Genomic DNA, 26,326 nt, shown 5'->3' on the forward strand with positions numbered 1-26,326 from the left:
TGATCGCGTGAAGACTCCGCTCTATTATCAGATGTCTGAGTATGACTGCGGTACAGTAACGCTATTAAATGCCGTTAAATATCTTTTCCCGCGAGAATTGATTCCGCCTGACGTAATCAAAGCGATTACGGCTTATTCACTGGATACATATAATTCGGATGGTGAAGTCGGCAAGAGCGGCACATCGAAAGCATCGATGAAGTTTATCGTCGAATGGTTAAATTATAACGGACCAATAAAGGGGCTTCCCATTCACGGAACTTATTATGCAGGTGAACGTGTACATTTGGGAGAAAGCAGTGAGATCATTGACGCCATCAAAAACGACGGTGCAGCCATTTTCAGATTGAACTACGGTGGGGCGCATTATGTGCTGGCAACGAAAGTAGACACGAAGAATAAATATCTTTATTTATTTGACCCTTATCTGGATGAAGATTTAAAGTATACAGACGGGATCGTTCTGCTTGACGGATTTCCCTATGAATATAACCGCAAAGTACCGTTCAGTTTTTTTGAAGAAGAGGATAACCAAAAAGTATATGCATTTGGCAAAAAAGATCAAAGGGAAGCCGTCGTGTTTTATGCGCGTGACAAGGTGGCTTTCAGATGAAAACAATTTACAAAATTTAGCGAATCGTACAGGAACGCGGTTCGGCAATTGCACTAATTTTCATGTGATAAAAAACCTTCTCTATAGGAGAAGGTTTTTTAATAAGTTCATTTATCCATCTTTTATTCAGATTCCCGAAAGAAGCATCCAATTTAGTTTGAGAAATAGATTCATCAAAGTGAGACTCAAACCGAGAGTGCCACAGTGGTGACGTAATCATTGCCCTTTCAATCTCTTAGATGATTCTTTCTAGCTTAGACCGAGCGTCCGCGCTGTTGACGAATGAATTTTTTGGAAAAGCTCCGGGTTTTCCACTAGCGGTACACCGTAAGAAGGAATCATTTCTTTTATCTTCGGTTCCCACTCGCTCATCTGCTGCGGGAAGCATTTTCCCAATACCTCAAGCATCACGTGAACGGCGGTAGAAGCACCCGGAGACGCACCGAGCAACGCAGCGATCGAGCCATCAGCAGCCGTAACCACTTCCGTACCGAATTGAAGTGTTCCCCTGCCGCCGGCATCCGTATCTTTGATCACTTGCACACGTTGACCCGCGACTACTATATGCCAATCCTCGCTTTTGGCATTCGGAATAAACTCGCGTAATTCTTCCATACGTTTCTCACTCGATAACATCACTTGCTGGATCAGGTATTTTGTCAACGCCATCTCTTTGACGCCGGCCGAGAGCATCGTGAAGACATTATTCGGTTTCACGGAACCTATTAAATCAAAGTTCGAACCTGTTTTTAAAAACTTTGGTGAGAAACCGGCAAACGGTCCAAACAGCAATGTTTTTTTGCCCGCGATATATCTTGTATCAAGATGCGGAACAGACATTGGAGGAGCACCAATTTTCGCTTTACCGTATACTTTGGCATGATGCTGCCGTGCAATTTCCGGATTGTCACACACCATAAACAGCCCGCTTACCGGGAATCCGCCAATATGTTTGGACTCAGGAATACCGGTTTTTTGCAGTAACGGCAGACTTCCGCCCCCACCGCCAATAAAGACGAATTTCGCCGTATGGTATTCAATTTTACCGCTGTCGCTATCGTACGCCTTCACTTCCCACGAGCCGCCGTCGGTCCGTTTAATATCTTTAATGAGATGCCTGTAGTTTATCTCGACATTTTTATGCTTTAAATGGTCAAACAACATGCGTGTTAAAGCGCCAAAGTTGACATCCGTTCCAGAGTCGATCTTTGTGGCTGCTATCGGTTCATTCAATGTGCGGCCCTCCATGATCAGCGGAATCCATTCCTTCAGTTTTTCCGGATCATTGGAAAATTCCATCCCTTTAAACAACAGATTTCTTGACAGCGTTTCAAAACGGTTTTTCAAAAAGGTTACATTTTTCTCCCCTTCAGCTAAACTCATATGAGGTATTGGCCTGATAAAGTCCTGCGGGTGACGAATCAGATTGCTGTTTACAAGATAGGACCAAAACTGTCTGGAAAGCTGAAACTGTTCATTAATTTTCACAGCTTTACTAATATCTATCGACCCGTCCGGTTTTTCGGATGTATAGTTCAATTCGCACAGTGCAGAATGGCCCGTACCGGCATTATTCCATTCGTTCGAGCTTTCTTCCCCCGCGTTGGCGAGTTTCTCAAACACTTTGATTTCCCATTCAGGTGATAGCGCTTTCATCAATGACCCTAAAGTCGCACTCATGATTCCGGCACCAATTAAAATAACGTCTGTTTTTTTCTGAATACGGCCCACTGTCATCTTCGTCATCCCCTTTATTTACGCAAAAGAGCAGGCGCTGCCTAGGAGCACATTTTTTCTGACTCAATAATTATCTTATCAAAGTCTATTATAATGATTTATCCGTTCAAATAGCTACCACAAGGGCTAGGCACAAATATAAATTCAGACTTCATCATCAAAGTAACGTGTGAGCTGAACTTTGAACGGGACATACTTGTCAACAAAAATGAATATGACAAAGATCAGCAATGTTTGACGCCTGGACGTCAAAGAGCCTACCTGCTTTATTTTTCCCAACCCAAACAATCCAAAACCCGAGAGTCAAGGGTTGAAAAGTACATGCCGGAAATCCTTAGTGGAAAGGGATTAAATGATTAATCTATTCGATGAGAAAATACATCCAGAACGGATTATTATATTTTCAACAGAATGAACGCTGTGTGCTGCGGCGCATCACAGGAACCGGCTTTTTCCATTCAGTATGATATCACCTTAAGAAAAAAGAGTGCCACTCAGGCACTCTTTTTTGATCTCCGGTATCGTTTCAAGAAAAACACGATCACAAAGCCAAGAAATTTCGGTCGATGAGATCGTATTCGTCCTTTGAGAGGTTGACTTCAGATGACTGCACAATTCCCGGAACCTGACCGGCATTACGGGCGCCGGGAATCACTGCGGTCAAATCAGGATTGGCCAAATACCACGCCAGCACGATCTGGAGCACGTCAACATGATGCCGGCGTGCAATCGGACGGAGCGTATCAACCGCCTCCATCGTGCTTTGGAACGATTTGCCCGTGAATTTCTCATTTTTGCTGCGCGGATCATTTTCAGCAAAAGTCGAATCCTTTGTGTACTTGCCGGTAAGCAAACCTGACTCAAGCGGGAAGTACGGTACAAAAGAAATGTGCGCGTCTCTCAAATACGGAAATAACTTTTCTTCCTCATCGCGGTGAATCAGGCTGTAGTAATTCTCGACAACATCAACATAACCATCCCGATTCGCTTCCTTAACCTGCTCAAGCGTGAAGTTGGAAATACCAATCGCCCGTATTTTCCCTGCCTCTCGCAGTTCCTGAAGAGCGCCGACTGCCTCACTTTTTGGCGTCTTTTCATCGGGAAAATGAATATAGAAAATATCGATATAATCTGTTTTCAATCGTTGGAGCGCATCATCCACCGATTTTTTCAGAAATTGCGGTTCATTATTCAGTACCATTTCACCGCTTGAGAAGTCATGAGCGGCTTTGTCGGCAATGATCACTTGATCCCTCGGAAAATCGGCAATAACCTCGCCGATTAATTCCTCGGAGCGCCCTTTTCCATACATAAAGGCCGTATCGAGCAATTGAATTCCCGATTCAAGAGCAGCACGAACCGTCTCCAGGCCGTCTGACTCCGATAAATTGGGAAACAAATTGTGTCCGCCGACTTTGTTTGTGCCTAGTCCAAGTGATGTTGTCTCGACCTGGCTTTTTCCGACTTTAATCCTATCCATCAATATGCCCCCTCAATAATACTTCATCCCTATGAATATATCACAGCAACTGATAAAAATCCGTTTTTGTGCTTGATCCATAGGTACATTAATCAAGGAGCTTTCATGCCACGAACATGAAGAGATCACCCGTCTTTTGGAATTCTTCCTAACCTGTTTTATACACAAGAAACTCTCAGGGTGGTCGAAACCCGATTGAATATCGGGTTTCGACCACCGAACAAGTGGCTTAATAAGACTGTCCAACTTTTGGGGTTCGGATCATGTCAGTACTTTAATATCTTTTTCACTTTATCACTGCTAATTCTTTGTTTTTAAATATTTGACAATCGCAATATATCTCGCGTAGACAAGTGTATTGATAACGGATGTACTGAAAAGTTCTGAGATCTGTTCAAAGATGAATGGCAGCAAGTCCAACTCTTACCACGTATTTTTACAAAAATACAAATCTATTCAAAATCATCATTTTAAAAAAGATACTGTGCAGTAACTGATCGGCTGGCACTTGAAATCTCTTCTACGGGCCCTTCATAAATAATCTCACCGCCACGAGAACCGCCGTCCGGACCAATATCAATAATCCAATCTGCGCTGCGCATAACGTCAGTATTATGTTCAATCACGAGAACCGTATTCCCTTTACCTGCCAGATCATTAATAATACGAATGATGTTTTCAATGTCAGAAGTGTGTAACCCAGTTGTTGGCTCATCAAGGATATAAATATTCCCCTTTTTGTCCAATTCTTTTGCAATCTTCAGGCGCTGACTTTCACCACCAGAAAGGGTGTCAAGTGGTTGTCCTAACGATAGATAACCCAAACCAACATTTTGAACATTAGCTAATTTGGAACTAATTTTTGAATCATTGAAAAAGTCAAAGGCTTCTTCAATCGTCATATCCATAATCTCAACAATATTTCTGCCCTTTAGCTTGTGGGAAAGAACTTTAGGATCATAACGAGTACCATGACACAGCGAACATTCAACTTCGGAATTATCCATGAAAGCCAAATTTAATTCAATCACACCTTTACCACCGCATTTCGGACAAGCACCCGTCGAGTTGTAACTAAACAATCCCTCACTAACCTGATTGTGCTGAGCAAACAACTTGCGAATCTCATCCATAATGCCTGTATAGGTGGCGGAATTAGACCGATTATTTGCGTGCAGGGCACTTTGACTGATCCTGACGGCTTCCGGAAATTGTTTCGCAAAGACCTGTTCCACTAACGTACTCTTACCAGAGCCAGCAACGCCTGTAATGACTGTAAATAAACCAACCGGAACCGTCAAACTGATGTTTTTCAAGTTGTGTAAGGAGCTTGGCTGACTGCTCATAAATTGTTTGGGTTGCCGCGGGGTATCATTAAATGGCAATCTGTGCGTTAAGTATTTACCAGTCAACGTATCCGATTTTAATAATTCTGGAAAGGTGCCAGTGAACATAATTTCACCGCCATGAATCCCAGCGTTAGGACCAACATCCACCACGAAATCCGCGATTTTAATCACATCGGGATCATGCTCCACCACAATAACGGTGTTTCCTTTGTCACGTAGTTTCAATAGTAAATCATTCAGTCGATGAACATCTCTTGGATGAAGCCCGGTACTTGGTTCATCCAAAATGTAAATTAAGTCAGTTAAACTATTTGACAAATATTTAACCGTTTTGACTCGCTGCGATTCACCACCCGAAAGTGTTGTCGTCTCACGCGTTAAGTTTAAATAGTCCAACCCAATTTCAATCAAATCGCCAATACGCTTTTTAATATCAGCAATGATCGGCGCCATGCGCTCGTCGTCAAATTGATCTAAGGTATGATCTAATTCATCCAGTTGCATATTGGTGAGTTCAAAAACATTTAAGCCGTTGATTTTTGAATCCAAAACTTGTTGATTATATCGCTGGCCATGGCACATATCGCAAGCTGCCATTTCTGTAAAACTTTCAATTTTTTTCTTATTTGCTGCGGTCATTTCTTTATTGGCCTTAATGTTGAGACGAAAGAACTGCTTCGCAATCCCCTCATAATTGATCTTGCGTTTTACGCCATTAAAATCGACAGTGATTTTTTCCTCGCCATTCAGAAATAGATCCATTTCGGCTTCATTAAAATCTTTAATGGGTTTCTCGTTATCAAACAACCCCGAATTCAATATCACTTGGAGATAAAACGATCCCTTTGAGTAGCCAGGCAATTGGATTGCCCCTTGTGCAATTGATTTTTCGCGATCAACGGCCTTATCCAGCTTTAAAACATAACTTCGCCCAATCCCCTGGCACTTAGGACACATCCCCGCCGGATCGTTAAATGAAAATGCGTTGCTGCCGCCACCGTAATGCGGCTGACCGAAACGCGAGAATAACAGGCGGAAGAGGGGGTTAATATCACTAATTGTGCCTAAAGTAGAACGGGCGTTACCGCCAAGCGGTTTCTGGTCAATAATAATGGCAGTCGAAAGATTGTGAATGTCATCAACATCGGGCCGCTTATAGTGTGGTAAAAACGTACGAACAAAGCTGTTATAGGTACTGTTCCACTGCCGACCGGCTTCCTGGGCAATCGTGTCAAAGACAATCGACGATTTACCGGACCCCGAAACCCCGGTGAACACGGTTAGCTTGTTTTTCGGAATCTTTAAGCTCACACTTTTGAGATTATTTTCACGATCATTAACAATTTCAATAAATTGATTATTGGCCATGGAGACCTCCAGTGAATTATTTTTATGGACGACCCAAAAGCTGCGGGAAGCTAAAACGCCAAGTCAGGACTAAAGTCCATAAATAAGGGACACGACACTAAGCGTTTTAGCCTACTTTCTAACGACCGGAATCCAAATCTCACCGCTTACTTTGCCATCGATTTCGCTCGTTTTCACCGATGTGTTTGGACCGCCAACATAAGCAAAATCAGTCACGTTACTCAAGACTTCACCAAAGGCAGCACCTTCTAATTGACCAAATAATTGTCCTTCATTGTCGGCTGAACCGGCAATGACCAGATATTCACCGGCGGGGAATTGAATCGCGCGGGAATCTTTGCCATCGGGCAGCTCAGCGTTACTTTGAACACCGGAGTAATACCACATCTCATTATTAACGGCTTCATTGACTGCAAATTCTAAGTCGTTATCCGCCAAATTTTTTAACTGATCCCAGCGACCGTCATTGATTACCGTCTGCCACCAAGCCGCTTTAGCAGCAGGGATTTGTGCGTAGTCGCCTGGCAGCCTTGTACCATAACCTAAAACAGTGAATGCTTCTTTTGTTTGAATTTCGTAAGCTGACATGTTTGTTATCTCCTTTAGTTTGATATACTTAGTGTAAAACTTAATCATGTCAAAAAATGATACCTTTTAAAAGGAAATTAAAAAATGAAAAGAACTGAACGTTTAAATACAATGATGCGTTACATGAATAACCGGCAATTCTTTACGATCAGCGAATTGATGCGTGAGTTTGCCATTTCGCGCTCGACGGCGATTCGTGATGTGCACGATATTGAAGCATTAGGAATGCCACTCGTGACAGAAGTTGGCCGTGATGGTGGTTATTCGATCATGCCAAATCAATTACTGCCGGCTGTGCAATTTACAAACGATGAGCTCAAAGCATTATTTATCGCTTTTTTAGGAACAGCTAATCAACAACTGCCCTATTTACAAAATCGTAAAACGTTAAGTGAAAAACTATTGGCCATTGCCTCAACCGGGCAACAAGACGAATTAATTGAGTTAAAGCACTTGCTGCAATTTGCAAACACCAACCCCAATAATGCCGACTTGCTGGAACTGACCGATTTTGCCACACCAATGCTTAAAACGGTACTCGAACTCGCACTAAGGAGTCGCTATCTCATATTTGATTACCAAAAGCCGCACGATGGGCAGATGACGCGACACGTGTACCTGTTAAATTTTTTCAATCGCAATGCAAATTGGTACGCAGTAACTTTTGATTTTTTGCGCCGAGAGCAGCGGACATTTCGAGTTGACCGTATTCAAGCTGCGCGTTTAGATGATCAGGCATCAATGCCGCAAAAACAACTCGCTGCGCTATTAAAGCTTAGCCGCCCTGAACCTAATTTAATCGTCAAGTTAGGCAAGTCAGCAATAAGCAAATTCAAACAAATGCACCTGCCAGCGCTTAGTTTGCACTATTTAGACGCTTTTCAACAAACAGCAAGATTTTCAGATTTTGTTGAGGCGCACAATCCGGAACGCTTGGCTTCTTACGCTGAGTGGCTGTTGTTTTTAGGGGACGAGTTAGAAGTTGTGAAGATGCCAAATGAACTGCGAAACGTGATTCGAAAAAAGGTAGCCAAGTGGTGAGATCAAATAATTTATAAAAAATTTAACACTAATTTGTCAGCAGTTTAGCACCTTGTATTATTGTAAATAAACAAGGCATGAGGAGTGAACAACATGACAATTAAAAAGCGGCTTTTTATATCAAATATAATGATGATTATCATTCCAAGTGTCGTTACAATTGTTGTCTTTTCAATCTGCGCCATGATTTTTAGAATGATGTTTCAAGAAACGCCAAACCTGAACCAAGTTGGAATTGATGCACATGAAGTCCGGGACGCATCTATGAATGCCCTCATCGCGTTGCTTGCTTTTTTGGTTTTGGTCGGTTTCGTCACCGTAATGTACTTTACCAATCGCTTTCTGACAAAGTTTGTGTTTAAAAAAATTGAACAACCTCTGGAAATGCTGTCGGATGGCGTTCACCAGGTGAGTGACGGCAATCTGGATTATCGGCTCACTTATCAGCAAAATGACGAATTCAAGCCAGTTTGTGAGGGCTTCAACAATATGGCTGCGCGACTGAAAGATTCCATCGAGGAAGTCCAAAAAAACGAGAGGAATCGGAAAGAACTGCTGTCCAGCATTTCACACGATCTACGTTCACCTTTGACTTCCATTAAAGCATTCGTGGAAGGTTTACTTGACGGTGTGGCTACGACACCTACATCACAGCGGGAGTATTTGGAGATTATCAAACAAAAAACAGATGACATTAACAGTATGGTGTCACAATTGCTTTGGTATTCAAAAATGGATATGGGCAACTACCCGATGTCACCGGAAAAATTGGACATTGGGCGAGAACTTTCTGATTTTGTGACTGCTTCCAAGGAGGAATATAAAGCCAAAGGGCTGATGGTTCATGCAGGCGACATGTTTGCGTTTGCCAACAAATATATCTACGCTGACCCAGCACAACTTCGGAGCGTTTTTGCCAACATCTTAGACAACAGCGCCAAATACAAAAATAAAGATGCTGCTAACACATCCATTCATTGTGCGGCGAAAAACGGTGTAATCCATATCGTGTTTGAAGATGACGGGCCGGGTGTCCCGGAAGATTCACTTCCCAACCTTTTTGATGTATTCTATCGCGGCGATTTTTCAAGGAGTAATCCCCGTCAGGGAAGCGGATTGGGGCTTGCCATTGTTGCCAAAGCGGTAGAAAGGATGAACGGCACGATTTATGCCAAAAATCGCAAGGAAGGCGGCTTGTGTATGGTAATAGAAATCCCGGAGATGAGGAACGCGCGATGAAAAAAATTTTGATTGTTGAAGATGACCCTCAAATCGCCATGATTGAAAGAGATTACCTTGCCGTCAATGATTTTGAAGTCAAAATAGCACAAACAGGAGATGAGGGTATTCAAGAGGCGTTAGCCGAACAATACAACCTGATATTGCTTGACCTCATGTTGCCGGGAACAGACGGCTTTTCGGTATGCCGCACATTGCGGGAAACGCTGGATATTCCTATTATCATAGTGACGGCCAAACAAGAGGATATTGACATGATTAAGGGGCTTGGACTGGGCGCGGACGATTATATCACAAAGCCTTTTTCGCCCAATGTTCTGATTGCTCACGTCAAGGCGAATCTCTCTCAATACGAGCGGCTAAAAAAGACCGGACACAGAAATATGAGTGAAATACGCGCCGGTGATATTTGTATTCAGACAGGTTCCCGACGTGTGTTTGTCCAGGAGAGGGAAATTGAAGTCAAAAATAAGGAGTACGAATTGCTGCTGTTTCTCGTTACAAACATAGATATGGTGTTTAGTAAAGAAACGCTGTATGAGCGGATTTGGGGGTTTAACGCGCTCGGTGACAATGCTACAGTAGCCGTTCATATCAACCGTCTGCGTGAAAAAATAGAGCATGACCCCGCAAATCCAAAGTATATCCAAACTGTTTGGGGAGCGGGCTACCGGTTCAAGGTATAAACAATACGGAAAAACGCAACTTTGGGCAGCGTGAACTGCCAAAAGCTGCGTTTTTTGTTTTCACTCTGCTCATTGTCCAGTTTATAAAAAGTTTATGAACGGTTTAACCTCGTTTTATTAGGATTTTCAGTAGCGGACTTATACTTGAAACATCTTAAAGAAAGGTGGTTATACGTATGGATTATTTACTTCAAACAAAAGAGGTATCCAAGAGCTTCGGTGGCAAAATAGCTGTTGACCACGTGTCTCTCGGTGTAAAAAAAGGTGACATCTACGGCTTCATCGGAGAAAATGGAGCCGGAAAAACAACGCTTATGCGTATGGCCTGCGGCCTGGCAAAGGCTACCAGCGGTGAAATTATATTATTCGGAAGCCATGACCTCGTTTCTCAACGACATAGGATGGGCTGTACAATTGAAAACCCGGCGCTGTATCCGTCCATGACGGCAATGGAAAACATGGAAGCACAGCGTTTGCTGCTCGGCATTAAGGATGAAAAGGTATCGGAAAAGTTGCTGGATACAGTCGGACTTAGCAGGACGGGCAAGAAAAAAGCAAAAAATTTCTCCCTCGGTATGAAACAGCGGCTGATGATTGCTCTGTCGCTTTTAGGTGACCCGGAACTACTCGTACTCGATGAGCCGACAAACGGCCTTGACCCCATGGGTATAAAGGAAGTCCGTGACTTGTTTCTGCATCTGAACGAAGATCGTGATATGACGATACTGATTTCAAGTCACATCCTCGGTGAATTGGAGAAGATCGCCACCCGTTACGGAATTATCAGCAACGGAAAAATGGTAGACGAATTTCAAGCAGATGAATTGAGTACCCGTTGCGGCAAAAACCTGCTGATATATGCAAATGACCCTCGGCAAACAAAAGAGATCATAAGCCATATGTTTGCGGACGCGCTGTGTGAGCAAACGCCTGAAAATGCGATCCGACTGAAAGGCCATCTCGAAGATGCCGGCCATATCAATACACAGCTCGTCAACGCCGGGATTACCGTAAATGCGTTGATACCGGAGGGTGAAAGCTTAGAGGACTATTTTATGAGTCTGATGGGAGGGAAAAAACGTGCTTAACATTTTAAAATCAGATTTTTATAAATTGAAAAAGAGCAGAGCTTTTTGGATTTGCACCGCTCTTTGCGTCATATTCGGTGCTATGATGGTTTTTTACATGCAAAAACAACTGGCAGCCGCCCAACTGTCGGGACATGACCATGACCTTGACCCGTTGGTTCCGCTTATTCCTCATGTCAGTGGTATCTTTATGATGGGGAATCTTATGTCAGTTTTGGGCAACACTCCGCACATTCTCATTATGGGTGTATTCACAGCTATATTCGTATCAAGTGAATTTATCTATGGAACGATGAAGAATACGCTCTCACGCGGAGCGGACCGAATCAAGGTCATTTTTTCTAAATTCATAGTTTGCAGTATCGCTTCTCTTGTCATGCTCGGTGTGTATACGCTGGCAACGCTTATAACAGGAACGATGGTATGGGGATTTGATCCGCAAAAAGCCGCAACCTTCTTGGGAATACTCGCTATGCTACTGACACAAGCACTCCTAGTGCTTTCCTTTACTACAATTTTTGTCTTCACTTCTATGTCTATGCGTTCCAACGGTGGAGCGATCGCAGTCAATGTTATATGTGTTGTATTGGTATCTTTATTGCTCAGCGCAACCAGCTCGCTTTTGGGCCCTACTGTTGATTTAGGAAAGTATTGGCTTATGGGCAATATAACAACACTCGCAACCATCTCACCCGCATCCGGAGATATCACTCATGGAATACTCGTCGCACTTGGGTGGAGTGTTGCCGCCATTCTAGCGGGAATAGGGCTGTTTAAAAAACAGGATGTAAAGTAAACCTGAAAGCCGACGTGACGAAAGGCCTTGTCCATGCATACGAGACAAGGCCTTTCGCAATGGACACAAATATGAAGCAAATGAAGCAAGATATTTGTATCTTTATGTATGCACTGATATGCATACCATTTGAGCTTTTGAAATTTAAAGAGCTCCTTAATCGTTGAAAATTTTCTTGAACATCCCCATCGTCCCTGCTTATGATATAGGTGGTACGGTCTTTTACTATATATAGCCTTGATGAATATTTCAGATACATCTCTGGTACCACTTAATACGGGCGTCAATGGTTGTTCGCAAGGTTTTCCGTGATTCTGCGATGAGACATCAAGTGGGTAAAACATCTACAAACATAAATTACTCACCCGGCTGGCCGAATAGGTAAAATAGTTCACCTAAAAAAGTCTCAACAAGTTAGTTAAGACTTTTTTTATTATGAGTAACTTTATTGAGAGAAAAATAAGACTGAAAATTGGTGATTTTAATGAAAAGTCGAATTATCACACCCGTCGCAATAATAGCCGCTATGCTTCTCTTCTTTTGGGTAACAACGTGATCACATACTTGTTTTGCAGTTCAAAAATCAAGGTGATTGCATAACCTTACAAGTCGCAAAGCTCATGAACTAAGGTTCTTGATTAAATAGAAAGACACCACTCTTTTTGATACAGTGAATTTGACCGAAACACTACCAATCAGAAAAGGTGTCTTTCCCGTGATAGCAAATATCATCACAGTAATCGACCCCCTGGAGGCACCGATATAGCTACCGCCCATTATAAAGATAAAAAATAAAATAACAGCAGCACTCGAATCAAGAACCGCTACTGTAGCAAGGTTACTCGTGTATCCATTCTTTTATTCAAGCATAAATTTCATGAGATTTCATGACAAAAAAATTCTTTACTGCTCTATAATTAATGAAATAGACTATTCCGTAGTTGACAATTATCACGCAATTAGATAAAGACTTAATGGAAGAAAGAAATACGGTGGATTTTTTGGATACAAGCGATCCGTTAGCTCGTCACAGTAAAATTACAGGCAGCATCTATGCGGATTATATGTCAATGTCAATAAGATGATTGGTTCTGCGAGCCCTAATTAAATATTCTGCAAATCAATCACTCTTCTAAAAATCTTCTCTCACCTTCTGCTCGATAAAAAGCAAGCGGTTCAAAGTAATTCAAGTAGCTTTTTTTAAATAAACTATAAAACCTGTGGAAGCGTGTCCAAAATGGAACATGAGGAGTGATGATCTTGAGAAGTCACGAAATTGAATTAAATTTTGCAAAGGGATTACATACGCGTACGGCTGCCGCTGTTGTCAACATGGCAGACAGAATCCAGGATAAGTATCAAGTTCGTCTATTCATTGTTTTTCGTAACAGGCGTGTGCCTGCAACAAATCTGATGCCACTTGTTAACTTAAAGATTAGAGATAAAGATCGATTGACGCTCATGGCGACAGGAATGCATGAAGAACAAGCTCTGAATGAATTCAATCAATTTTTTGAAAGCGGATTCGAAGATTTAAACAACCAGACGATTAATGATATTGATACGATCTTAAACGAAAATATGATCACGACAGAAAAAATTTTCCATAACATTGCGAATGGCATTATCGTCACCGATCAAGCCAATCGCGTGATTCTATTTAACTCGTTTGCTGAACGTTTGTTTCAAATAACAAGCGATCAAGTCATTGGCGAACCGTTCACCACATTGCTCCCCTTACCCGATTTAGCGCTTAAAGATGATGCACCTGAAACGATGATTCGCAAGGTCATTAATAACCAGATTCTTTTAATCACCCGTCGACCGCTTGTCATCGATGGGCAAACGCGTGGAACGATTACCATTCTTCAGAACATATCCCGATTAGAAAAAGTAAAAGGCGAATTGAAAGAGGTTAAAGAATTAAAAGAACGCCTTCAATTAATCTTAAAATATGTTCAAGACGGAATCTGTGTCATGGATAAGAACGGCTTAGTTAATTACGTCAATGACGCCTATTTAAAAATACAAAAACTCAACAAGCCCGATGTTATCGACAAAAATATCAGTGAACTTTCACCGCACGGGATCAGACAGACTGTACTAAAGACCGGTCACGGTGTTAAGAACAAAATTATAAAGAAAAACGACGACGTCATGATTATCTCAAATGTCAGTCCGATTATTGTTGATGGCGAGCAGGTTGGTGCCATATCGATCGTGAAAGATTTTCGTGAAATTCAGCAGCTGACTGAAAAGTTGAATCAGGTCACATCACGCGCCGAGTATCTTGAAGAGGAACTGATCCGATCGCGAAATCCGGAAAAGATCTTCAGCAATTTTATTGGCAAAAGCGGCAAAATTATCGATGCTCTGTCCATTGCTCTCAAGGCCGCCCGTTCGAAAGCCACGATCTTGATTCGCGGCGAAAGCGGCACAGGTAAGGAAATGATCGCAAAGGGCGTTCACTATGCCAGCGCCTATCGTAAAGGACCGTTCATCCGAGTCAATTGCGCCTCGATTCCGGAAAATCTATTTGAGAGCGAATTGTTCGGTCATGAAAAAGGATCGTTTACTGGAGCCGTCTCGCGAAGACTTGGTAAATTTGAACTGGCTCAGCATGGCACGATTTTTCTTGATGAAATTGGTGAATTGAATATTCATATGCAGGCAAAAATCTTGCGCGTTTTACAGGAAAAAGAGATTCAGCGCGTCGGCAGCGAAACCGTTGAGAAACTGGATATCCGTATTATTGCTGCGACCAATCGTGATTTAGAAGAAATGGTAAAGAAAGGTGAGTTTCGTGAGGATCTTTACTATCGGTTGAATGTCATTCCTATTTTTCTTCCGCCGCTCCGCGAAAGAAAACAGGACATTGCCCTTCTCGTCGAACATTTCATGAATCGATTTCAAGAAAATCGCGATCGCCCAATTCTTGGTATTTCAAATGATGCTATGGAATCCCTGCTAGCCTATGCATGGCCCGGAAATGTACGGGAAATCGAAAATCTATTTGAACGTTTGTTCACTTTGATCGATAACGATTACATTGAAGCCGAGGATCTTCCAACGTATATTCGCGGTAAAAAATTGAGCTCACAGCATATTCAGCATTTCGGGCTGCTTTCATCCGATCGCATACTGCCTATGGAAGATTATGAAAAAGAAATTATTAAAAAAGCTTTGGAGAAATATGGGAGCTGCAACGCTGCCGGAAAAGCACTACATTTAAATCATAAAACCGTTGCTGCAAAAGCAAGAAAATATAACCTTATCAACTAACCGGTGGAGCAGGTTGATAAATAGTACCAAAGCAAAAATTTCCCTTGCGCATTTTTACCATGTAAGTATTTGGTAAACGTTAATACAACACTGTTTTTGCCTTCCTAAAGAATTGGCATCAAAAATGCTTCTTTAAAATTAGCAAGAAAATAAGGGGGCAAAAAATGGAAGCGTTTTTAGGAGAACTGGCCGGCACGTTTATTATGGTACTTTTGGGGGATGGTGCGGTGGCCAATGTCATTTTGAAAAAATCTAAAGCAGAGAATTCAGGCTGGATTGTGATCACAGCCGGATGGGCCTTTGCCGTTGCTATTCCCGTTTGGATTTTCGGCAGCGTCAGCGGCGCCCATTTTAATCCGGCAGTTACTCTGGGACTCGCTTGTATTGGCAAGTTTCCTTGGAGCAGCGCTGCAGCATATATGACTGCACAGTTTATTGGTGCTTTCCTTGCTGCAGTGGTTCTCTTCCTCCACTTCTACAAGCATTTTGAGGCAACAACTGATCCGGCAACTAAGCTTGGGGTTTTCTCCACCGGACCTGCGATTCGCAGCAAATTCTTTAATTTCTTCGGCGAGTTTATCAATACTTTTGTTCTTTTATTTGGAATTGTAGGCATCGTTTCGCAAAAAATGGCTCCGGGACTCATGGGACTGGCAATCGGTATTCTCATCTTTGCCATCGGTCTTTCACTTGGCGGAACGACCGGGTATGCGATTAATCCGGCGCGGGATTTAGCTCCGAGAATTGCTCATGCACTTCTTCCCATTCCTGGGAAAGGAGGCTCGGATTGGGCCTATGCCTGGATTCCCGTTGTCGGCCCGATCCTTGGCGGAATTTGCGGTGCGTTTGCCTATGTCCTTCTTTTTCACTGAATTAAACCATTTCATCCTATCAGGGAGGCATCATCATGAAAAAACTGATCAATCAACCGGAAAATAGTCTTAATGAAATGTTGTCGGGTATGACCAAAGCATATCCAGATTATTTAAAAAGGCTCGAACATACAAATGTACTTGTTCGTCAAAATTTAGATAACCAAAAAGTTGCCGTGATCAGCGGCGGCGGAAGCGGCCATGAACCGACGCATGCCGGCTATATCGGCACGGGCATGCTGGATGCCGCGGTTGCCGGCGATATCTTTACGTCACCTACACCCGATCAGATCTACGAGGCAATCAAAGCCGTTGACAGAGGCAGAGGCGTACTGCTCGTTGTCAAAAATTACAGCGGTGACGTCATGAACTTTGACATGGCAAAAGAAATGGCCGAAATGGAAGGCATTGAGATCGATTCAGTGATTGTCAATGATGATGTGGCTGTGGAAGACAGTACCTTTACTACGGGAAGACGAGGGATTGCTGGAACTGTTCTCGTTCATAAAATTGCCGGAGCAGCTGCAGAACGGGGTTGGAATTTACAAAAGGTCAAAGCAGTCGCTGAAAAAGCAATCACACACATTCGCAGTATGGGAATGGCACTCAGTCCATGTACCGTCCCGTCAGCCGGGAAACCAAACTTTACTTTAGCTGAAGATGAAGTAGAAATCGGCACTGGTATTCACGGTGAACCGGGCACGCACCGTGAAAAAATCAAAACAGCTGATGAAATAACCAAAGAACTTTTTGACCAAATCCAGGCTGACACCCCGTTCAAAAAAGGCGATGAAGTTGCAGTTATCGTGAACGGCATGGGCGCAACGCCGCTGATGGAACTCTACATCGTAAATAATAAATTCCATGATCTTTTGAAAACACTCGGTGTGCACATTCACCAAACGTTTGTCGGTGAATTTATGACCTCCCTGGAAATGGCAGGCATGTCGCTTACCGTCCTGAAACTGGACGATGAATTAAAGTCACTTCTCGACGATTCGGCTGACACACCTGCGCTCAAAATTATTAAACATTAAACAAAAAAGGATGGTTGACTTATGGCAAATCTTAATCAAGTTGTCGGCGCTTTGAATCTTGCGGCAGACATTATTGAAGAAAACAAACAGCATTTGACGGAATTAGACGGAGCCATTGGCGACGGCGACCACGGAATTAACATGAGCCGCGGATTCTCTTTTGTCAAGAAGACTCTTAGCGAGGGCGGCTTCGAAACCGTCGCCGACCTTTTCAAGAAATGTGGTATGGATTTAGTCGCTCATGTGGGCGGAGCATCCGGGCCGCTTTTCGGCACAGCTTTTCTAAAAGCGTCCATGGTGCTTAAAGATAAAACGGAAGTCAGCGCAAGCGATTATCTCAGCATTCTCAAAGCTTCCGTCGAAGGCATTAAAATGCGAGGCAAATCAGATGCAGGTGAAAAAACGATGCTCGATGCGCTTATCCCCGCCTATGAAGCCGGCGCAGAAGTTGAGAAGCAAGAAAAGAGCGCTCAAGAAGTGCTCAAGGCGGTCAAAGCAGCTGCAGCAAAGGGCGCGGAAGATACCGAAGCATTAGTCGCTAAAAAAGGCAGAGCCAGCTATCTCGGAGAACGAAGCATTGGCCATCAAGATCCGGGAGCAGCGTCGACTGCACTCATTCTTGGCGCTGTCTCCGATTTTTTTGCCGCATCTTGATAGAATGCTTAAACGCTTTTTCAGGTTAATTCGTTCTGAAGCTAATGTTGCAGTCTTGAAATAAGAAGGGAAGGTATTTGTTGAGATGGTTGGAATTGTATTGGTTTCGCATAGCCGAAAAATTGTTGAAGGAATTCAAGAACTCGCTTCTCAGATGTCGAAAGATGTCCCTGTTGCTCTTGCCGGAGGAACCGATGATGACCGACTCGGTACAGATATTACAAAAATCAGTAAAGCAATTCATGACGTTTACTCCAATGACGGCGTTTTGGTTTTCTTTGATATGGGCAGTGCCTATATGAATGCACAGATGGCATTAGATTTTCTGGAAGAGGACAGCAGCAAAGTAGAAATTGTTGATTCAGCATTCGTCGAAGGCGCCATCACCGCAATTGTTGACAGTGGCTTAAATAAAAACATTGACGAAATAAAAGCAGACATCGCTACTATGAAACTTGGAAAAATGCCTTGATTGATCCACTTAAAATTTGATCATCGATTTTTAGAATGAACCGAAGATCATGCGCACGCAGTGAACAGAATCTGTTCGATTGACCTCCGCTTAACGAAGAAGCGGAGGTTGTTGCTCTATATACTCAAGTAAAAAGCATTTTATCAGTCACGGATTCTTTTCGCCCCAGCTTATCCTACAGTTTCATGGCCTTATTATAACGAGGCTGTACCAGAAAGTTAACAGCCTCAATTCATTCTTTGTTCGAGTGTAAACAAATAATTATTTTCATTCCCACTCTTTTATAATCAATAAAGTTAGCAAACAGAAAGCCGATTTGTTAGGTTTTTGAATGAGCTGAAGACGTTCAGATAGGGTTAATAAGAATTTAAGTGGTGACATGGCAAGTACCTAGCCTAAGCTGATTATCGTTTCTTTTTTTGCCACTAAATCAATATCTACATATTCTTTTATGTAGGTTATCTTTAAAGAACGATCAACGCCGTTTGCCAACCCTTTAGGTAAAAGAGTCACGCTGTTCGGGACTGTATGGATGCTATTTAAAACAGACCCAAGATTATCAAAATCGATAACATTATATTTCTTAAGTTTTAAGAGACTCATAAGTTTTTTTCGATAAGGACAATCTTCGTCTTTGCTCACCACAATGTTAAAATTATTCTTTGTGTTCCAGTCACAATTACTAAGGATGAAAAGCTCCTCGCGGAAAGAATGCATGGATTTGTATGTTTTATTATCAAAATCGCGATTTATCCATATACAATCCACTTCATTTTGATCTAATTTCTTGAATAATTCAGAGATTGAATGCGTCGAATTGATAACATTTCGGTAACCACAACCTTTCAAACGCTGCGTAAACTGAGGGACTACCGAATATGCCAGAGTCGGCGTCGCACCAACTCTAATCGTTTTATATTTTGACAATTCTTCGACCATGTTGTGATAGTCCATAAGGATTTTCTTTGAATGAACATACAATTGATCTGCCGCCGGGAGTAAAGATATCCCCTTATTTGTTCTCTCAAACAGTCTAATTCCCAATTCAGTCTCTATTTTTTTGATTCTGTTAGAAATATTGGGCTGAACATATCCAAGATTATCCGCAGCTTTCGAAAATGAGCCACACTGATAAACCTCGACGAAAATAAGAAGATCATTGAACTCCATTCCATTTCCCCTCTTGCCATAATTATTATTGATACCGGATATGATTTACAACTATTATACAGGTCACGCTAGAACATGTAATCTTATTCATAGTAAATAAAATGGGGTGTTGAAATGATGTTTAATAATAAAGTGGTATTGGTAACCGGTGGCGCAACAGGAATTGGGAGCGCAACCTGTGTAAAATTATCTTCTCTGGGTGCTAAAGTCGTTGTAAACTATTCAAAGTCACTTCAAGAAGCTCAGGATACGTACAATCAATTATCAAATGATGGGCTGTTGTATCAGGCAGATATTAGTGATGAGCGTCAAGTAAGGGAAATGATTCTCGCTTGTATTCAAAAGTTTGGGAAGTTAGATTATCTCGTTAACAATGTTGGTATAACCCATCAGTTAGCTATGGATGATTTTGATGGGGCCACTGATGAAGTCTGGGATAAGCTTTGGAATGTAAATGTTAAAGGAACATTTTACTGCATTAAGCACGCAGTACCTTATTTAAAAAAAGAACAGGACGCAGCAATTGTTAATGTCGGTAGTGTAGCAGGTATAACCGGGTTAGGTTCCTCTGTCCCATATGCAGTGACAAAATCCGCTGTTCATGGATTAACAAAATCGCTCGCGTTTTCACTGGCACCAAACATAAGAATTAATAGTATTGCCCCCGGTGCTGTTAATACAAGATGGTGGAAGGGAAATGAAGAAAAAATGAAAACTCTAGCTGGGAATATTCTCTTGAAAAGGATTTCCACACCTGAGGACATTGCCGAAACCATTTGTTATACACTTCTTCAGAAATCGCTAACAGGACAAATCATCGCAGTAGACAATGGTCAAACTATGTAAGAAAGCATTACTTTTTGAGTTGTAACCCAAATTCTCGGGAAATTATAACAAGGTGATCAAAAATGTGCGTCAGAAAGGGATTTTTAGGTTAGCGCCCCTTCTTCGAGTAAGTTTAATGTTTCTTGTTTAACCTACTACTGTTATACCTTTTTTCATAGAAAGAAAAAAGATTCGAGGATATTCACCCATTCCTCGAATCCAAATTTACTTGGCGGTGCATCGCTCCATATATTAGGTTCTGTAAAACGAGACAAGCTATAGCTGCTGTTTTCGAATTAACGCGATCATTTTAGTATTTCTTGCAAACCATACTGTACGTATCCGGTTTACGATCCTTAAAAATAGTGTAGTAGCCCGACTTTAATTTAAGCGGTAATTCAGAATCGAGTTCTGCAAAAATGTATCCTTCTTTTTCTTCGTTCAGTTCTCTAAGCGGTTCACCGAGAGGGCTAATAATCTTGCTTCTTCCAAAAAAACCGAGCGTCGTATCGAAACCAACACGATTTGCCGCCACGATATAAATAATGTTGTCTATTGCCCGTGCCCTAATAACAAGATCCCAGTCCGCTTCATACGGTTTCTCCCAATTTGTAGAAATCACAAGAAGATCGGCTCCGCGAAGGGCATAAGTCCTCGCTACTTCAGGAAATGCTGTATCATAACAAATCATCATTCCTATTTTTCCAATTGATGAGTTGATTAGGGTATATTCACAGCCAGAACGAAAATAGGTTTTCTCATTTCCAAAAAGGTGAACCTTCCGATATACACCCAATACTTTTCCATTATTGTCAATAAAGACAGAAGAGTTGTATAAAACGTCAGTAAGAGTGGAATCCTGTTCCGGAAAACCATAAATCACATTAACTCCGTGTTTCTTGGCACACGACCCTATCCGTTTCATACTTTCGCCGTACGGTACTACTTCGGCAAGGGCATGGAATTCCTTGTTACACTCATATCCCGATGTGATGAGTTCGGGGAAAACGATAAGGTTCATTTCCGGATGTTCTATCATAACTTTATCGATATAGTTTTCCATTTTTCTGATATTTTTATCCACATGGTACATGACCGGTTCCATCTGAACGCAAGAAACATTCACATTCATGAGTGACTACCTCCCCAAATTATAGAATCTTATATTTGTTCCGTATTCGGGTTCTCTTGCAGACTAGTGTGTTGTTTAACAAAAATATAAAAGACAAAAGAAATAATAAGCCAGGCAAGAAATATAATTGGCAATACGGCCATCGGGAATGAAGGGAAGGGATAGACACTTCCGATCAGCGGTATGCACAGCAAGATGAACGAAAATACTGCCGTGACGACGTGGGGCCATTTCAGTTCCTTTAATTTATAAAGTAGAAGAGGCGCTGAGACTGTCACAAGCAGATAGTTAATTAAAAATCCGTAAACAGCCATACTTCCAGTCCAGTTGTACACATCCATATTTGAACTTCTGAGCAATTCCAGGACAACAGGAATACCTCCTACGACAATTGAACAAACCATGATGGCGATGTACGGAGTTTTGTTGATCTTGTGGCACTTACCTATGGCATCAGGTAAATACCCCTCATGACTCATATGAAGCATGACCCTAGCCGCAGCCGTTATCGATGCCACGCCGCAAGACCAGAAACTGACCATAGCGCCTATTGAAATTAAAAATCCGAGAATGCCAACGTGGCTTTGCCGCGCAAGATAAGTGAGCGGCGCAGTTGATTCACCCAGAGATGTTTTACTACCTGCAAAACCCATGACCATGATCAAGGACATGACCACAAAGAATATTCCCACGAAAACGCCACTTCCAATGACTGCACGTGGTATGTTACGTAGCGGTTCTTTGGCTTCCCGCCCCATAGTCGTCGCACTTTCAAAGCCGACAAAACTGAAGAAGGCAAAAACAAGTCCTAATCTTATGCTGTCAAAAGACATGCCTTTAAGATTAAACTGGGAAGTTCCAAGGTTGAACCCATGATGGATCAAAACGAGAATCCCCAAAAGAGTGATTAGCGTCACAGAAATGGCTTCAAAAATGAGCATAACTTTGGCTGAAAGTTCAACACCCTTATAAGTCATAAACCATGCAACTGCGGAACCAATAATAATAATCAGGGCAGGCGAAAGCTGAATACCAGCATAGGCGAGCAGATTATTTGCATAGTTTGCAAAACCACAAAGCACTGCACTTCCGGTTACTAAGTAAGAGAATACCAAACCACTTCCGGAAACAAATCCGCCTGCGGGGCCGATACCCTCTGAAATATAAGTATACAGAGCGCCTGTTGTGGCAGAACGCTTAGAGAATACATTTATTTGTAAACTTAATAGAACGATGGCTAATGTTGCAAACACATATGCGATCCATGTTGCATTACCGGATGTAGCAAAGACAACAGGTATGGTTATCGCCGGTGTCGCGGTCGGTGCAATATTTGCGATAGACTGACCAAGAACTTCGATGAATGAAAGACATTGTAAACGGAGTCCACTTTTTTCTGAAGGTGCTTTGACCATTGAATGACTCATTTTTTTCATCCCCTAATAGAGTTGTCTTTAACAGCACCTTGTATTTTCTAACGCAATATTGCAAAATTAACCATCATTTATCTCTCTTTCAAACCTACAGATCAAAGTTTGTCAGTGATTTGTAAGCTTTTTTTTCATCTGCCATTTTGATTACATGAGCAGTCTATTTTTCTAATTGATTTAAACCCTCTTCAATAATGTCAATCCCTTTTTGCAACTGATCATCCGTGATCGTCAAAGGCGACAAAAAACGAATGCAGTTTCCATTTATTCCAGCATTCAAAAGCAGCAAACCATGATCATTAGCATAATGAACAATGCGTCCTGTCCTTTTTGAGTCAGGTAGTTTAGAAACGCGATCCTCAACAAATTCAACCGCCGCCATAGCACCCAGACGTCTGACATCACCTACGAAAGGAAATTTTTCTTTCCATTCATTTGCTCGCTGCTCAAATAGTGATCCGATTTTCTCTGCTCTTTCAGTCAAGTGTTCCTCTTCGATAATCTCCAAAACGGCTAACGCAGCTGCACAGGAAATAGGATTTCCGCAATACGTCCCTCCAAGAGAACCTTTCAGATCGCAGGCATCGATAATCTCAGCTTTCCCTACAACTCCGCTTAACGGAAAACCTGCTGCTAACGATTTCGAAACAGTCATCAAGTCAGGAGAAACAGCAAAGTGTTCGATAGCAAACATTTTTCCGGTTCTGGCAAACCCCGCCTGAATTTCATCGGCAATAAAAACAATACCATGCCGTGTGCAAAAATGACGGACAAAGGTTACAAAGCGCTTTGAAGGAATAATAAATCCGCCTTCACCCTGCACAGGTTCCATAACGATACAAGCTACGGATTCCGGTGCCACTGTACTGACGAAGAAGTTTTCAAATGCCGCAATCACTTGATCATCGTAGGCTTCATTGGTCATTCCTTCGGGTTTCCGGTAGTAATAGGGATAAGGAGCTTTATATGTTTCAGACGTAAAAGGACCAAAACCAAACTTATAGGGTTTTACTTTACTCGTCATACCCATCGTTAAATTGGTCCGTCCATGGAATGCCCGATCAAAAGAAACCACAGCTTGGCGTCCCGTATAACGACGAGCAATTTTAACTGCATTTTCCACAGCCTCAGCACCTGAATTTAACAATAAGGCTTTTTTAGCAAATTCTCCGGGGGCAATTTCACACAATTTTTCACATAACTCAATGTAAGACGGATACATAATCACATTAAAACCCGGATGAATATAACTTTCTAATTGTTTTTTGGCTGCTTCAATAACTTTAGGATGACAATGGCCTACATTTTGAACACCGATCGCACCCGCAAAATCAATGAATTGATTTCCGTCAATGTCTGTAATTAAAGCCCCCTCCGCTTTGGAAGCTATATGAAGATTCCCATTCCCTACGGCAGCCGCTACAAACCGATCTCTCCTCTCCTGCCATTGTTTTGTTGATACATCTCCTAGAAGATCCTTTAGCACATGGCCCACTCTCCTTTTAATAGATATTTTGATTAATTTTTGGTATTATGTATAGTATCAAAATTCTAATAATTTTGGTATCAGAGGTTGATTTCATGTTATCGTTAATTAATCTATCAAACCAAAAAGACGATTATATTTACCGGCAAATCTATAAACAAATAAAAAAAGAAATTTTACTCAATCACTTTCTGCCTAATGAAAAATTACCATCAAAGCGCGAGCTGGCTGAAAGTTTACATGTGAGCATAAACTCGGTTAATGGTGCTTATCAGCAGCTTCTTGCGGAAGGCTATATTTACTCAGTTGAACGTAGTGGATTCTTCGTAGAGAAGCTTGAAAAAGTACCAACCCCATTTAGTACGCTAAAACCCCTCAACCCAAATCTTGTCGAAAGATCGGAACCCAAAAAGGACTGGATCTCTTTTTCTCACATGTCAGCAGACCGATCCGTTTTTCCTTTTGATAGCTGGCTGAACTGCGAACATAAGGCGCTTAAATCAAAACGCACGGAGTTAAATGACGACTCCTCACGTTATCCCCAAGGCATCTATTCTGTTCGTTGTACAATTAGCCGTCTCTTATCGATTACCCGGGGTGTTAAATGCTATCCTGAACAAATTGTTATTGGCGGAGGAACCCAAATCCTTATCCAGATACTTAGTCATTTGTTTCCGGAAGGTTCAAAGTACGCCATGGAAGAACCCGGTTATAGCCGAATTTATCAATTGCTCAAATTGCAGCATGCCGATGTAACGTCCATCGAATTAGATCATAAAGGGATTGCGATTTCTGAAATAATAAAGCAAGACCCAAATATTCTCTACATTACACCTTCCCACCAATTTCCAACGGGCATCGTAATGCCAATCTCTCGTCGTATTCAACTGTTAAATTGGTCTTCGCAAGCCAAAAACCGTTATATTATTGAAGATGATTACGACAGCGAATTTAAGTATCAAAGTGATGCAATTCCCTCCATTCAAGGCTTGGACACATTTGACAAAGTCATTTACATGGGAACTTTTTCAAAATCTCTGCTTCCTGGTTTGAGGATTAGTTACATGGTACTCCCGCGGCATCTGCTGCAAAGCTTTCGCGAGAGTGAAGGTTTTCTGATGCAAACATGCAATGTCCTCGCACAATTAGCCTTACAAGAGTTTATTGATTCAGGAGAGTATCAGAAACATATTAAGCGAATGAAGCAAATTTATTCAGAAAGGCAAACGAGGTTAATTAAAGAATTGAACGGGCGTTTTGGCAAAAACATAGCGATTCATGGAGCGAATGCTGGTCTCCATTTTATGTGCACTTTCAAAGCAGAACGTTCCATTGAGGATATACTTAATCGGGCCGAACAGAAAAAACTGGAATTATACAGTATAAAACGGTGTTGTCTCACTCATTACCATCCCTCCAAAAAACCTGTATTTATTTTGGGATTTGCTAATTTGCCTCTTGAAAGAATTGAAGAAGGAGTCGACAGACTTTATCGATCGGTAATCGGGCCTTAAAAGCTTATGAAAAGAACGAAACGAGCCTATGTTTTATTCGCAGTTTACGCCTACTACCATTTTCCAGTAAATACCCTAGTGCTTTCCCCACCATTTAGTTTTGTAGGTAAGTTGACTAACAAATTCCAATCAACTGACTGCGCTAATCATTTGGGCTAAATAATGTTTATTTAATAGTCCTTTGACGCTTAAGTCTTCCACCATAATCTGGTCGTGGTTTTTGACCAGTTGAGTGGAAAGCTGATACAGAAAAATCTATCATTCATCACCCAGTGTAATCATGAATTTTGAAGTTATATCTTTGCTATACTTTATATTAATATCGTCTAATATCGAACCCAGTTTTTCGATCTTTAAGCTGTTTTGACCAATAACAGCAATATAGGGTTGAAAATCAAAAAAGAAAAAAACATAGCAATCCACCTCATAACACAATTCTAAATCTTCATCATCAATGCGCTAAACTG

Annotated in this window: 21 protein-coding genes and 1 pseudogene; 14 read left to right on the forward strand and 8 right to left on the reverse strand. The window is 41.8% G+C overall.

Annotated features, from left to right (window positions below):
• Positions 1–7 precede the first annotated feature (7 nt).
• Positions 8–613 (forward strand): peptidase C39, encoded by a 606-nt coding sequence (locus COP04_RS18250; protein WP_100489329.1) that lies wholly within the window; start codon positions 8–10, stop codon positions 611–613.
• A gap of 249 nt (positions 614–862) precedes the next feature.
• Here COP04_RS18250 and mqo read toward each other — a convergent pair whose 3' ends face one another.
• Entirely contained in the window at positions 863–2,350 is a 1,488-nt protein-coding gene (mqo, locus tag COP04_RS18255) for a malate dehydrogenase (quinone) (protein WP_420852771.1), read from the reverse strand.
• Between the two features lie 231 nt (positions 2,351–2,581).
• Between mqo and COP04_RS18260 the strand changes: the two are divergent.
• Positions 2,582–2,710, forward strand: a pseudogene (locus COP04_RS18260) (YdeI/OmpD-associated family protein); the annotation flags it as partial.
• 181 nt (positions 2,711–2,891) lie between these two features.
• On the opposite strand, the gene COP04_RS18265 reads toward COP04_RS18260, so the two are convergent.
• From COP04_RS18265 to COP04_RS18275, 3 genes are all read right to left on the reverse strand, one after another.
• Positions 2,892–3,830, reverse strand: a complete 939-nt coding sequence (locus COP04_RS18265; RefSeq protein WP_100489330.1) for an aldo/keto reductase — start codon at positions 3,828–3,830, stop codon at positions 2,892–2,894.
• Between the two features lie 470 nt (positions 3,831–4,300).
• The gene (locus tag COP04_RS18270; RefSeq protein ID WP_100489331.1) at positions 4,301–6,547 is read right to left on the reverse strand and encodes an ATP-binding cassette domain-containing protein; all 2,247 of its coding nucleotides are present in this window, start codon (positions 6,545–6,547) and stop codon (positions 4,301–4,303) included.
• A 111-nt stretch (positions 6,548–6,658) separates the two neighbouring features.
• Positions 6,659–7,135 (reverse strand): GyrI-like domain-containing protein, encoded by a 477-nt coding sequence (locus COP04_RS18275; protein ID WP_100489332.1) that lies wholly within the window; start codon positions 7,133–7,135, stop codon positions 6,659–6,661.
• Positions 7,136–7,219: 84 nt separating this feature from the next.
• On the opposite strand from COP04_RS18275, the gene COP04_RS18280 reads away from it, so the two are divergent.
• From COP04_RS18280 to dhaM, 10 genes are all read left to right on the forward strand, one after another.
• A complete protein-coding gene (locus COP04_RS18280) occupies positions 7,220–8,176 on the forward strand; it encodes a helix-turn-helix transcriptional regulator (protein ID WP_100489333.1) in 957 nt (318 codons plus the stop codon).
• A gap of 93 nt (positions 8,177–8,269) precedes the next feature.
• Complete coding sequence (locus COP04_RS18285; RefSeq protein WP_100489334.1) at positions 8,270–9,415, forward strand: sensor histidine kinase; 1,146 nt, start codon at positions 8,270–8,272, stop codon at positions 9,413–9,415.
• Positions 9,412–10,101: a response regulator transcription factor gene (locus COP04_RS18290; protein ID WP_100489335.1), complete on the forward strand. Its 690-nt coding sequence runs from the start codon at positions 9,412–9,414 to the stop codon at positions 10,099–10,101. Before COP04_RS18285 ends, COP04_RS18290 begins: the two co-directional genes overlap by 4 nt.
• 176 nt (positions 10,102–10,277) lie before the next feature.
• The gene (locus COP04_RS18295; RefSeq protein ID WP_100489336.1) at positions 10,278–11,189 is read left to right on the forward strand and encodes an ABC transporter ATP-binding protein; all 912 of its coding nucleotides are present in this window, start codon (positions 10,278–10,280) and stop codon (positions 11,187–11,189) included.
• Positions 11,182–11,985 carry an ABC transporter permease subunit gene (locus COP04_RS18300; RefSeq protein WP_100489337.1) on the forward strand — a complete coding sequence of 268 codons (804 nt, stop codon included), beginning with the start codon at positions 11,182–11,184 and terminating at the stop codon, positions 11,983–11,985. The genes COP04_RS18295 and COP04_RS18300 overlap by 8 nt, the downstream gene beginning before the upstream one ends.
• 1,260 nt (positions 11,986–13,245) lie before the next feature.
• The gene (locus tag COP04_RS18305) at positions 13,246–15,267 is read left to right on the forward strand and encodes a sigma 54-interacting transcriptional regulator (RefSeq protein WP_204988056.1); all 2,022 of its coding nucleotides are present in this window, start codon (positions 13,246–13,248) and stop codon (positions 15,265–15,267) included.
• Between the two features lie 164 nt (positions 15,268–15,431).
• Positions 15,432–16,139 (forward strand): MIP/aquaporin family protein, encoded by a 708-nt coding sequence (locus tag COP04_RS18310; protein WP_100489339.1) that lies wholly within the window; start codon positions 15,432–15,434, stop codon positions 16,137–16,139.
• Positions 16,140–16,174: 35 nt separating this feature from the next.
• The gene (dhaK, locus tag COP04_RS18315; RefSeq protein WP_100489340.1) at positions 16,175–17,176 is read left to right on the forward strand and encodes a dihydroxyacetone kinase subunit DhaK; all 1,002 of its coding nucleotides are present in this window, start codon (positions 16,175–16,177) and stop codon (positions 17,174–17,176) included.
• 21 nt (positions 17,177–17,197) lie between these two features.
• The gene (gene dhaL, locus COP04_RS18320) at positions 17,198–17,830 is read left to right on the forward strand and encodes a dihydroxyacetone kinase subunit DhaL (protein WP_100489341.1); all 633 of its coding nucleotides are present in this window, start codon (positions 17,198–17,200) and stop codon (positions 17,828–17,830) included.
• 85 nt (positions 17,831–17,915) lie between these two features.
• Complete coding sequence (gene dhaM, locus COP04_RS18325) at positions 17,916–18,302, forward strand: dihydroxyacetone kinase phosphoryl donor subunit DhaM (RefSeq protein WP_100489342.1); 387 nt, start codon at positions 17,916–17,918, stop codon at positions 18,300–18,302.
• Positions 18,303–18,692: 390 nt separating this feature from the next.
• On the opposite strand, the gene COP04_RS18330 is transcribed toward dhaM, so the two are convergent.
• Positions 18,693–19,472 carry a LysR family transcriptional regulator gene (locus COP04_RS18330; protein ID WP_100489343.1) on the reverse strand — a complete coding sequence of 260 codons (780 nt, stop codon included), beginning with the start codon at positions 19,470–19,472 and terminating at the stop codon, positions 18,693–18,695.
• 114 nt (positions 19,473–19,586) lie between these two features.
• Between COP04_RS18330 and COP04_RS18335 the strand changes: the two genes are divergently transcribed.
• On the forward strand, positions 19,587–20,318 hold the full coding sequence (locus COP04_RS18335) for an SDR family NAD(P)-dependent oxidoreductase (protein WP_193437434.1): 732 nt from the start codon (positions 19,587–19,589) through the stop codon (positions 20,316–20,318).
• 289 nt (positions 20,319–20,607) lie between these two features.
• Here the strand turns inward: COP04_RS18335 and COP04_RS18340 are convergent, their stop codons facing one another.
• From COP04_RS18340 to gabT, 3 genes are all read right to left on the reverse strand, one after another.
• On the reverse strand, positions 20,608–21,429 hold the full coding sequence (locus tag COP04_RS18340) for a carbon-nitrogen hydrolase family protein (RefSeq protein WP_100489344.1): 822 nt from the start codon (positions 21,427–21,429) through the stop codon (positions 20,608–20,610).
• A gap of 29 nt (positions 21,430–21,458) precedes the next feature.
• Positions 21,459–22,856, reverse strand: coding sequence for an APC family permease (locus COP04_RS18345; protein WP_157800378.1), 1,398 nt, complete (start codon positions 22,854–22,856; stop codon positions 21,459–21,461).
• A 163-nt stretch (positions 22,857–23,019) separates the two neighbouring features.
• Complete coding sequence (gene gabT / locus COP04_RS18350) at positions 23,020–24,345, reverse strand: 4-aminobutyrate--2-oxoglutarate transaminase (protein WP_100489346.1); 1,326 nt, start codon at positions 24,343–24,345, stop codon at positions 23,020–23,022.
• 95 nt (positions 24,346–24,440) lie between these two features.
• Between gabT and gabR the strand changes: the two genes are divergently transcribed.
• Entirely contained in the window at positions 24,441–25,859 is a 1,419-nt protein-coding gene (gene gabR / locus COP04_RS18355; RefSeq protein WP_100489347.1) for a MocR-like transcriptional regulator GabR, read from the forward strand.
• The last annotated feature ends 467 nt before the right edge of the window (positions 25,860–26,326 follow it).

Source organism: Sporolactobacillus pectinivorans, from assembly GCF_002802965.1.
GTDB lineage: Bacteria > Bacillota > Bacilli > Bacillales > Sporolactobacillaceae > Sporolactobacillus > Sporolactobacillus pectinivorans.

Excerpts from the sequence above, each read along its gene's own strand:
- mqo (WP_420852771.1), bottom strand. The coding sequence starts at position 2,350 with ATGACAGTGGGCCGTATTCAGAAAAAAACAGACGTTATTTTAATTGGT.
- COP04_RS18265 (WP_100489330.1), bottom strand. The coding sequence starts at position 3,830 with ATGGATAGGATTAAAGTCGGAAAAAGCCAGGTCGAGACAACATCACTT.
- COP04_RS18270 (WP_100489331.1), bottom strand. The coding sequence starts at position 6,547 with ATGGCCAATAATCAATTTATTGAAATTGTTAATGATCGTGAAAATAAT.
- COP04_RS18275 (WP_100489332.1), bottom strand. The coding sequence starts at position 7,135 with ATGTCAGCTTACGAAATTCAAACAAAAGAAGCATTCACTGTTTTAGGT.
- COP04_RS18280 (WP_100489333.1), top strand. The coding sequence starts at position 7,220 with ATGAAAAGAACTGAACGTTTAAATACAATGATGCGTTACATGAATAAC.
- COP04_RS18285 (WP_100489334.1), top strand. The coding sequence starts at position 8,270 with ATGACAATTAAAAAGCGGCTTTTTATATCAAATATAATGATGATTATC.
- COP04_RS18290 (WP_100489335.1), top strand. The coding sequence starts at position 9,412 with ATGAAAAAAATTTTGATTGTTGAAGATGACCCTCAAATCGCCATGATT.
- COP04_RS18295 (WP_100489336.1), top strand. The coding sequence starts at position 10,278 with ATGGATTATTTACTTCAAACAAAAGAGGTATCCAAGAGCTTCGGTGGC.
- COP04_RS18310 (WP_100489339.1), top strand. The coding sequence starts at position 15,432 with ATGGAAGCGTTTTTAGGAGAACTGGCCGGCACGTTTATTATGGTACTT.
- dhaK (WP_100489340.1), top strand. The coding sequence starts at position 16,175 with ATGAAAAAACTGATCAATCAACCGGAAAATAGTCTTAATGAAATGTTG.
- dhaL (WP_100489341.1), top strand. The coding sequence starts at position 17,198 with ATGGCAAATCTTAATCAAGTTGTCGGCGCTTTGAATCTTGCGGCAGAC.
- dhaM (WP_100489342.1), top strand. The coding sequence starts at position 17,916 with ATGGTTGGAATTGTATTGGTTTCGCATAGCCGAAAAATTGTTGAAGGA.
- COP04_RS18330 (WP_100489343.1), bottom strand. The coding sequence starts at position 19,472 with ATGGAGTTCAATGATCTTCTTATTTTCGTCGAGGTTTATCAGTGTGGC.
- COP04_RS18335 (WP_193437434.1), top strand. The coding sequence starts at position 19,587 with ATGATGTTTAATAATAAAGTGGTATTGGTAACCGGTGGCGCAACAGGA.
- COP04_RS18340 (WP_100489344.1), bottom strand. The coding sequence starts at position 21,429 with ATGAATGTGAATGTTTCTTGCGTTCAGATGGAACCGGTCATGTACCAT.
- COP04_RS18345 (WP_157800378.1), bottom strand. The coding sequence starts at position 22,856 with ATGAGTCATTCAATGGTCAAAGCACCTTCAGAAAAAAGTGGACTCCGT.
- gabR (WP_100489347.1), top strand. The coding sequence starts at position 24,441 with ATGTTATCGTTAATTAATCTATCAAACCAAAAAGACGATTATATTTAC.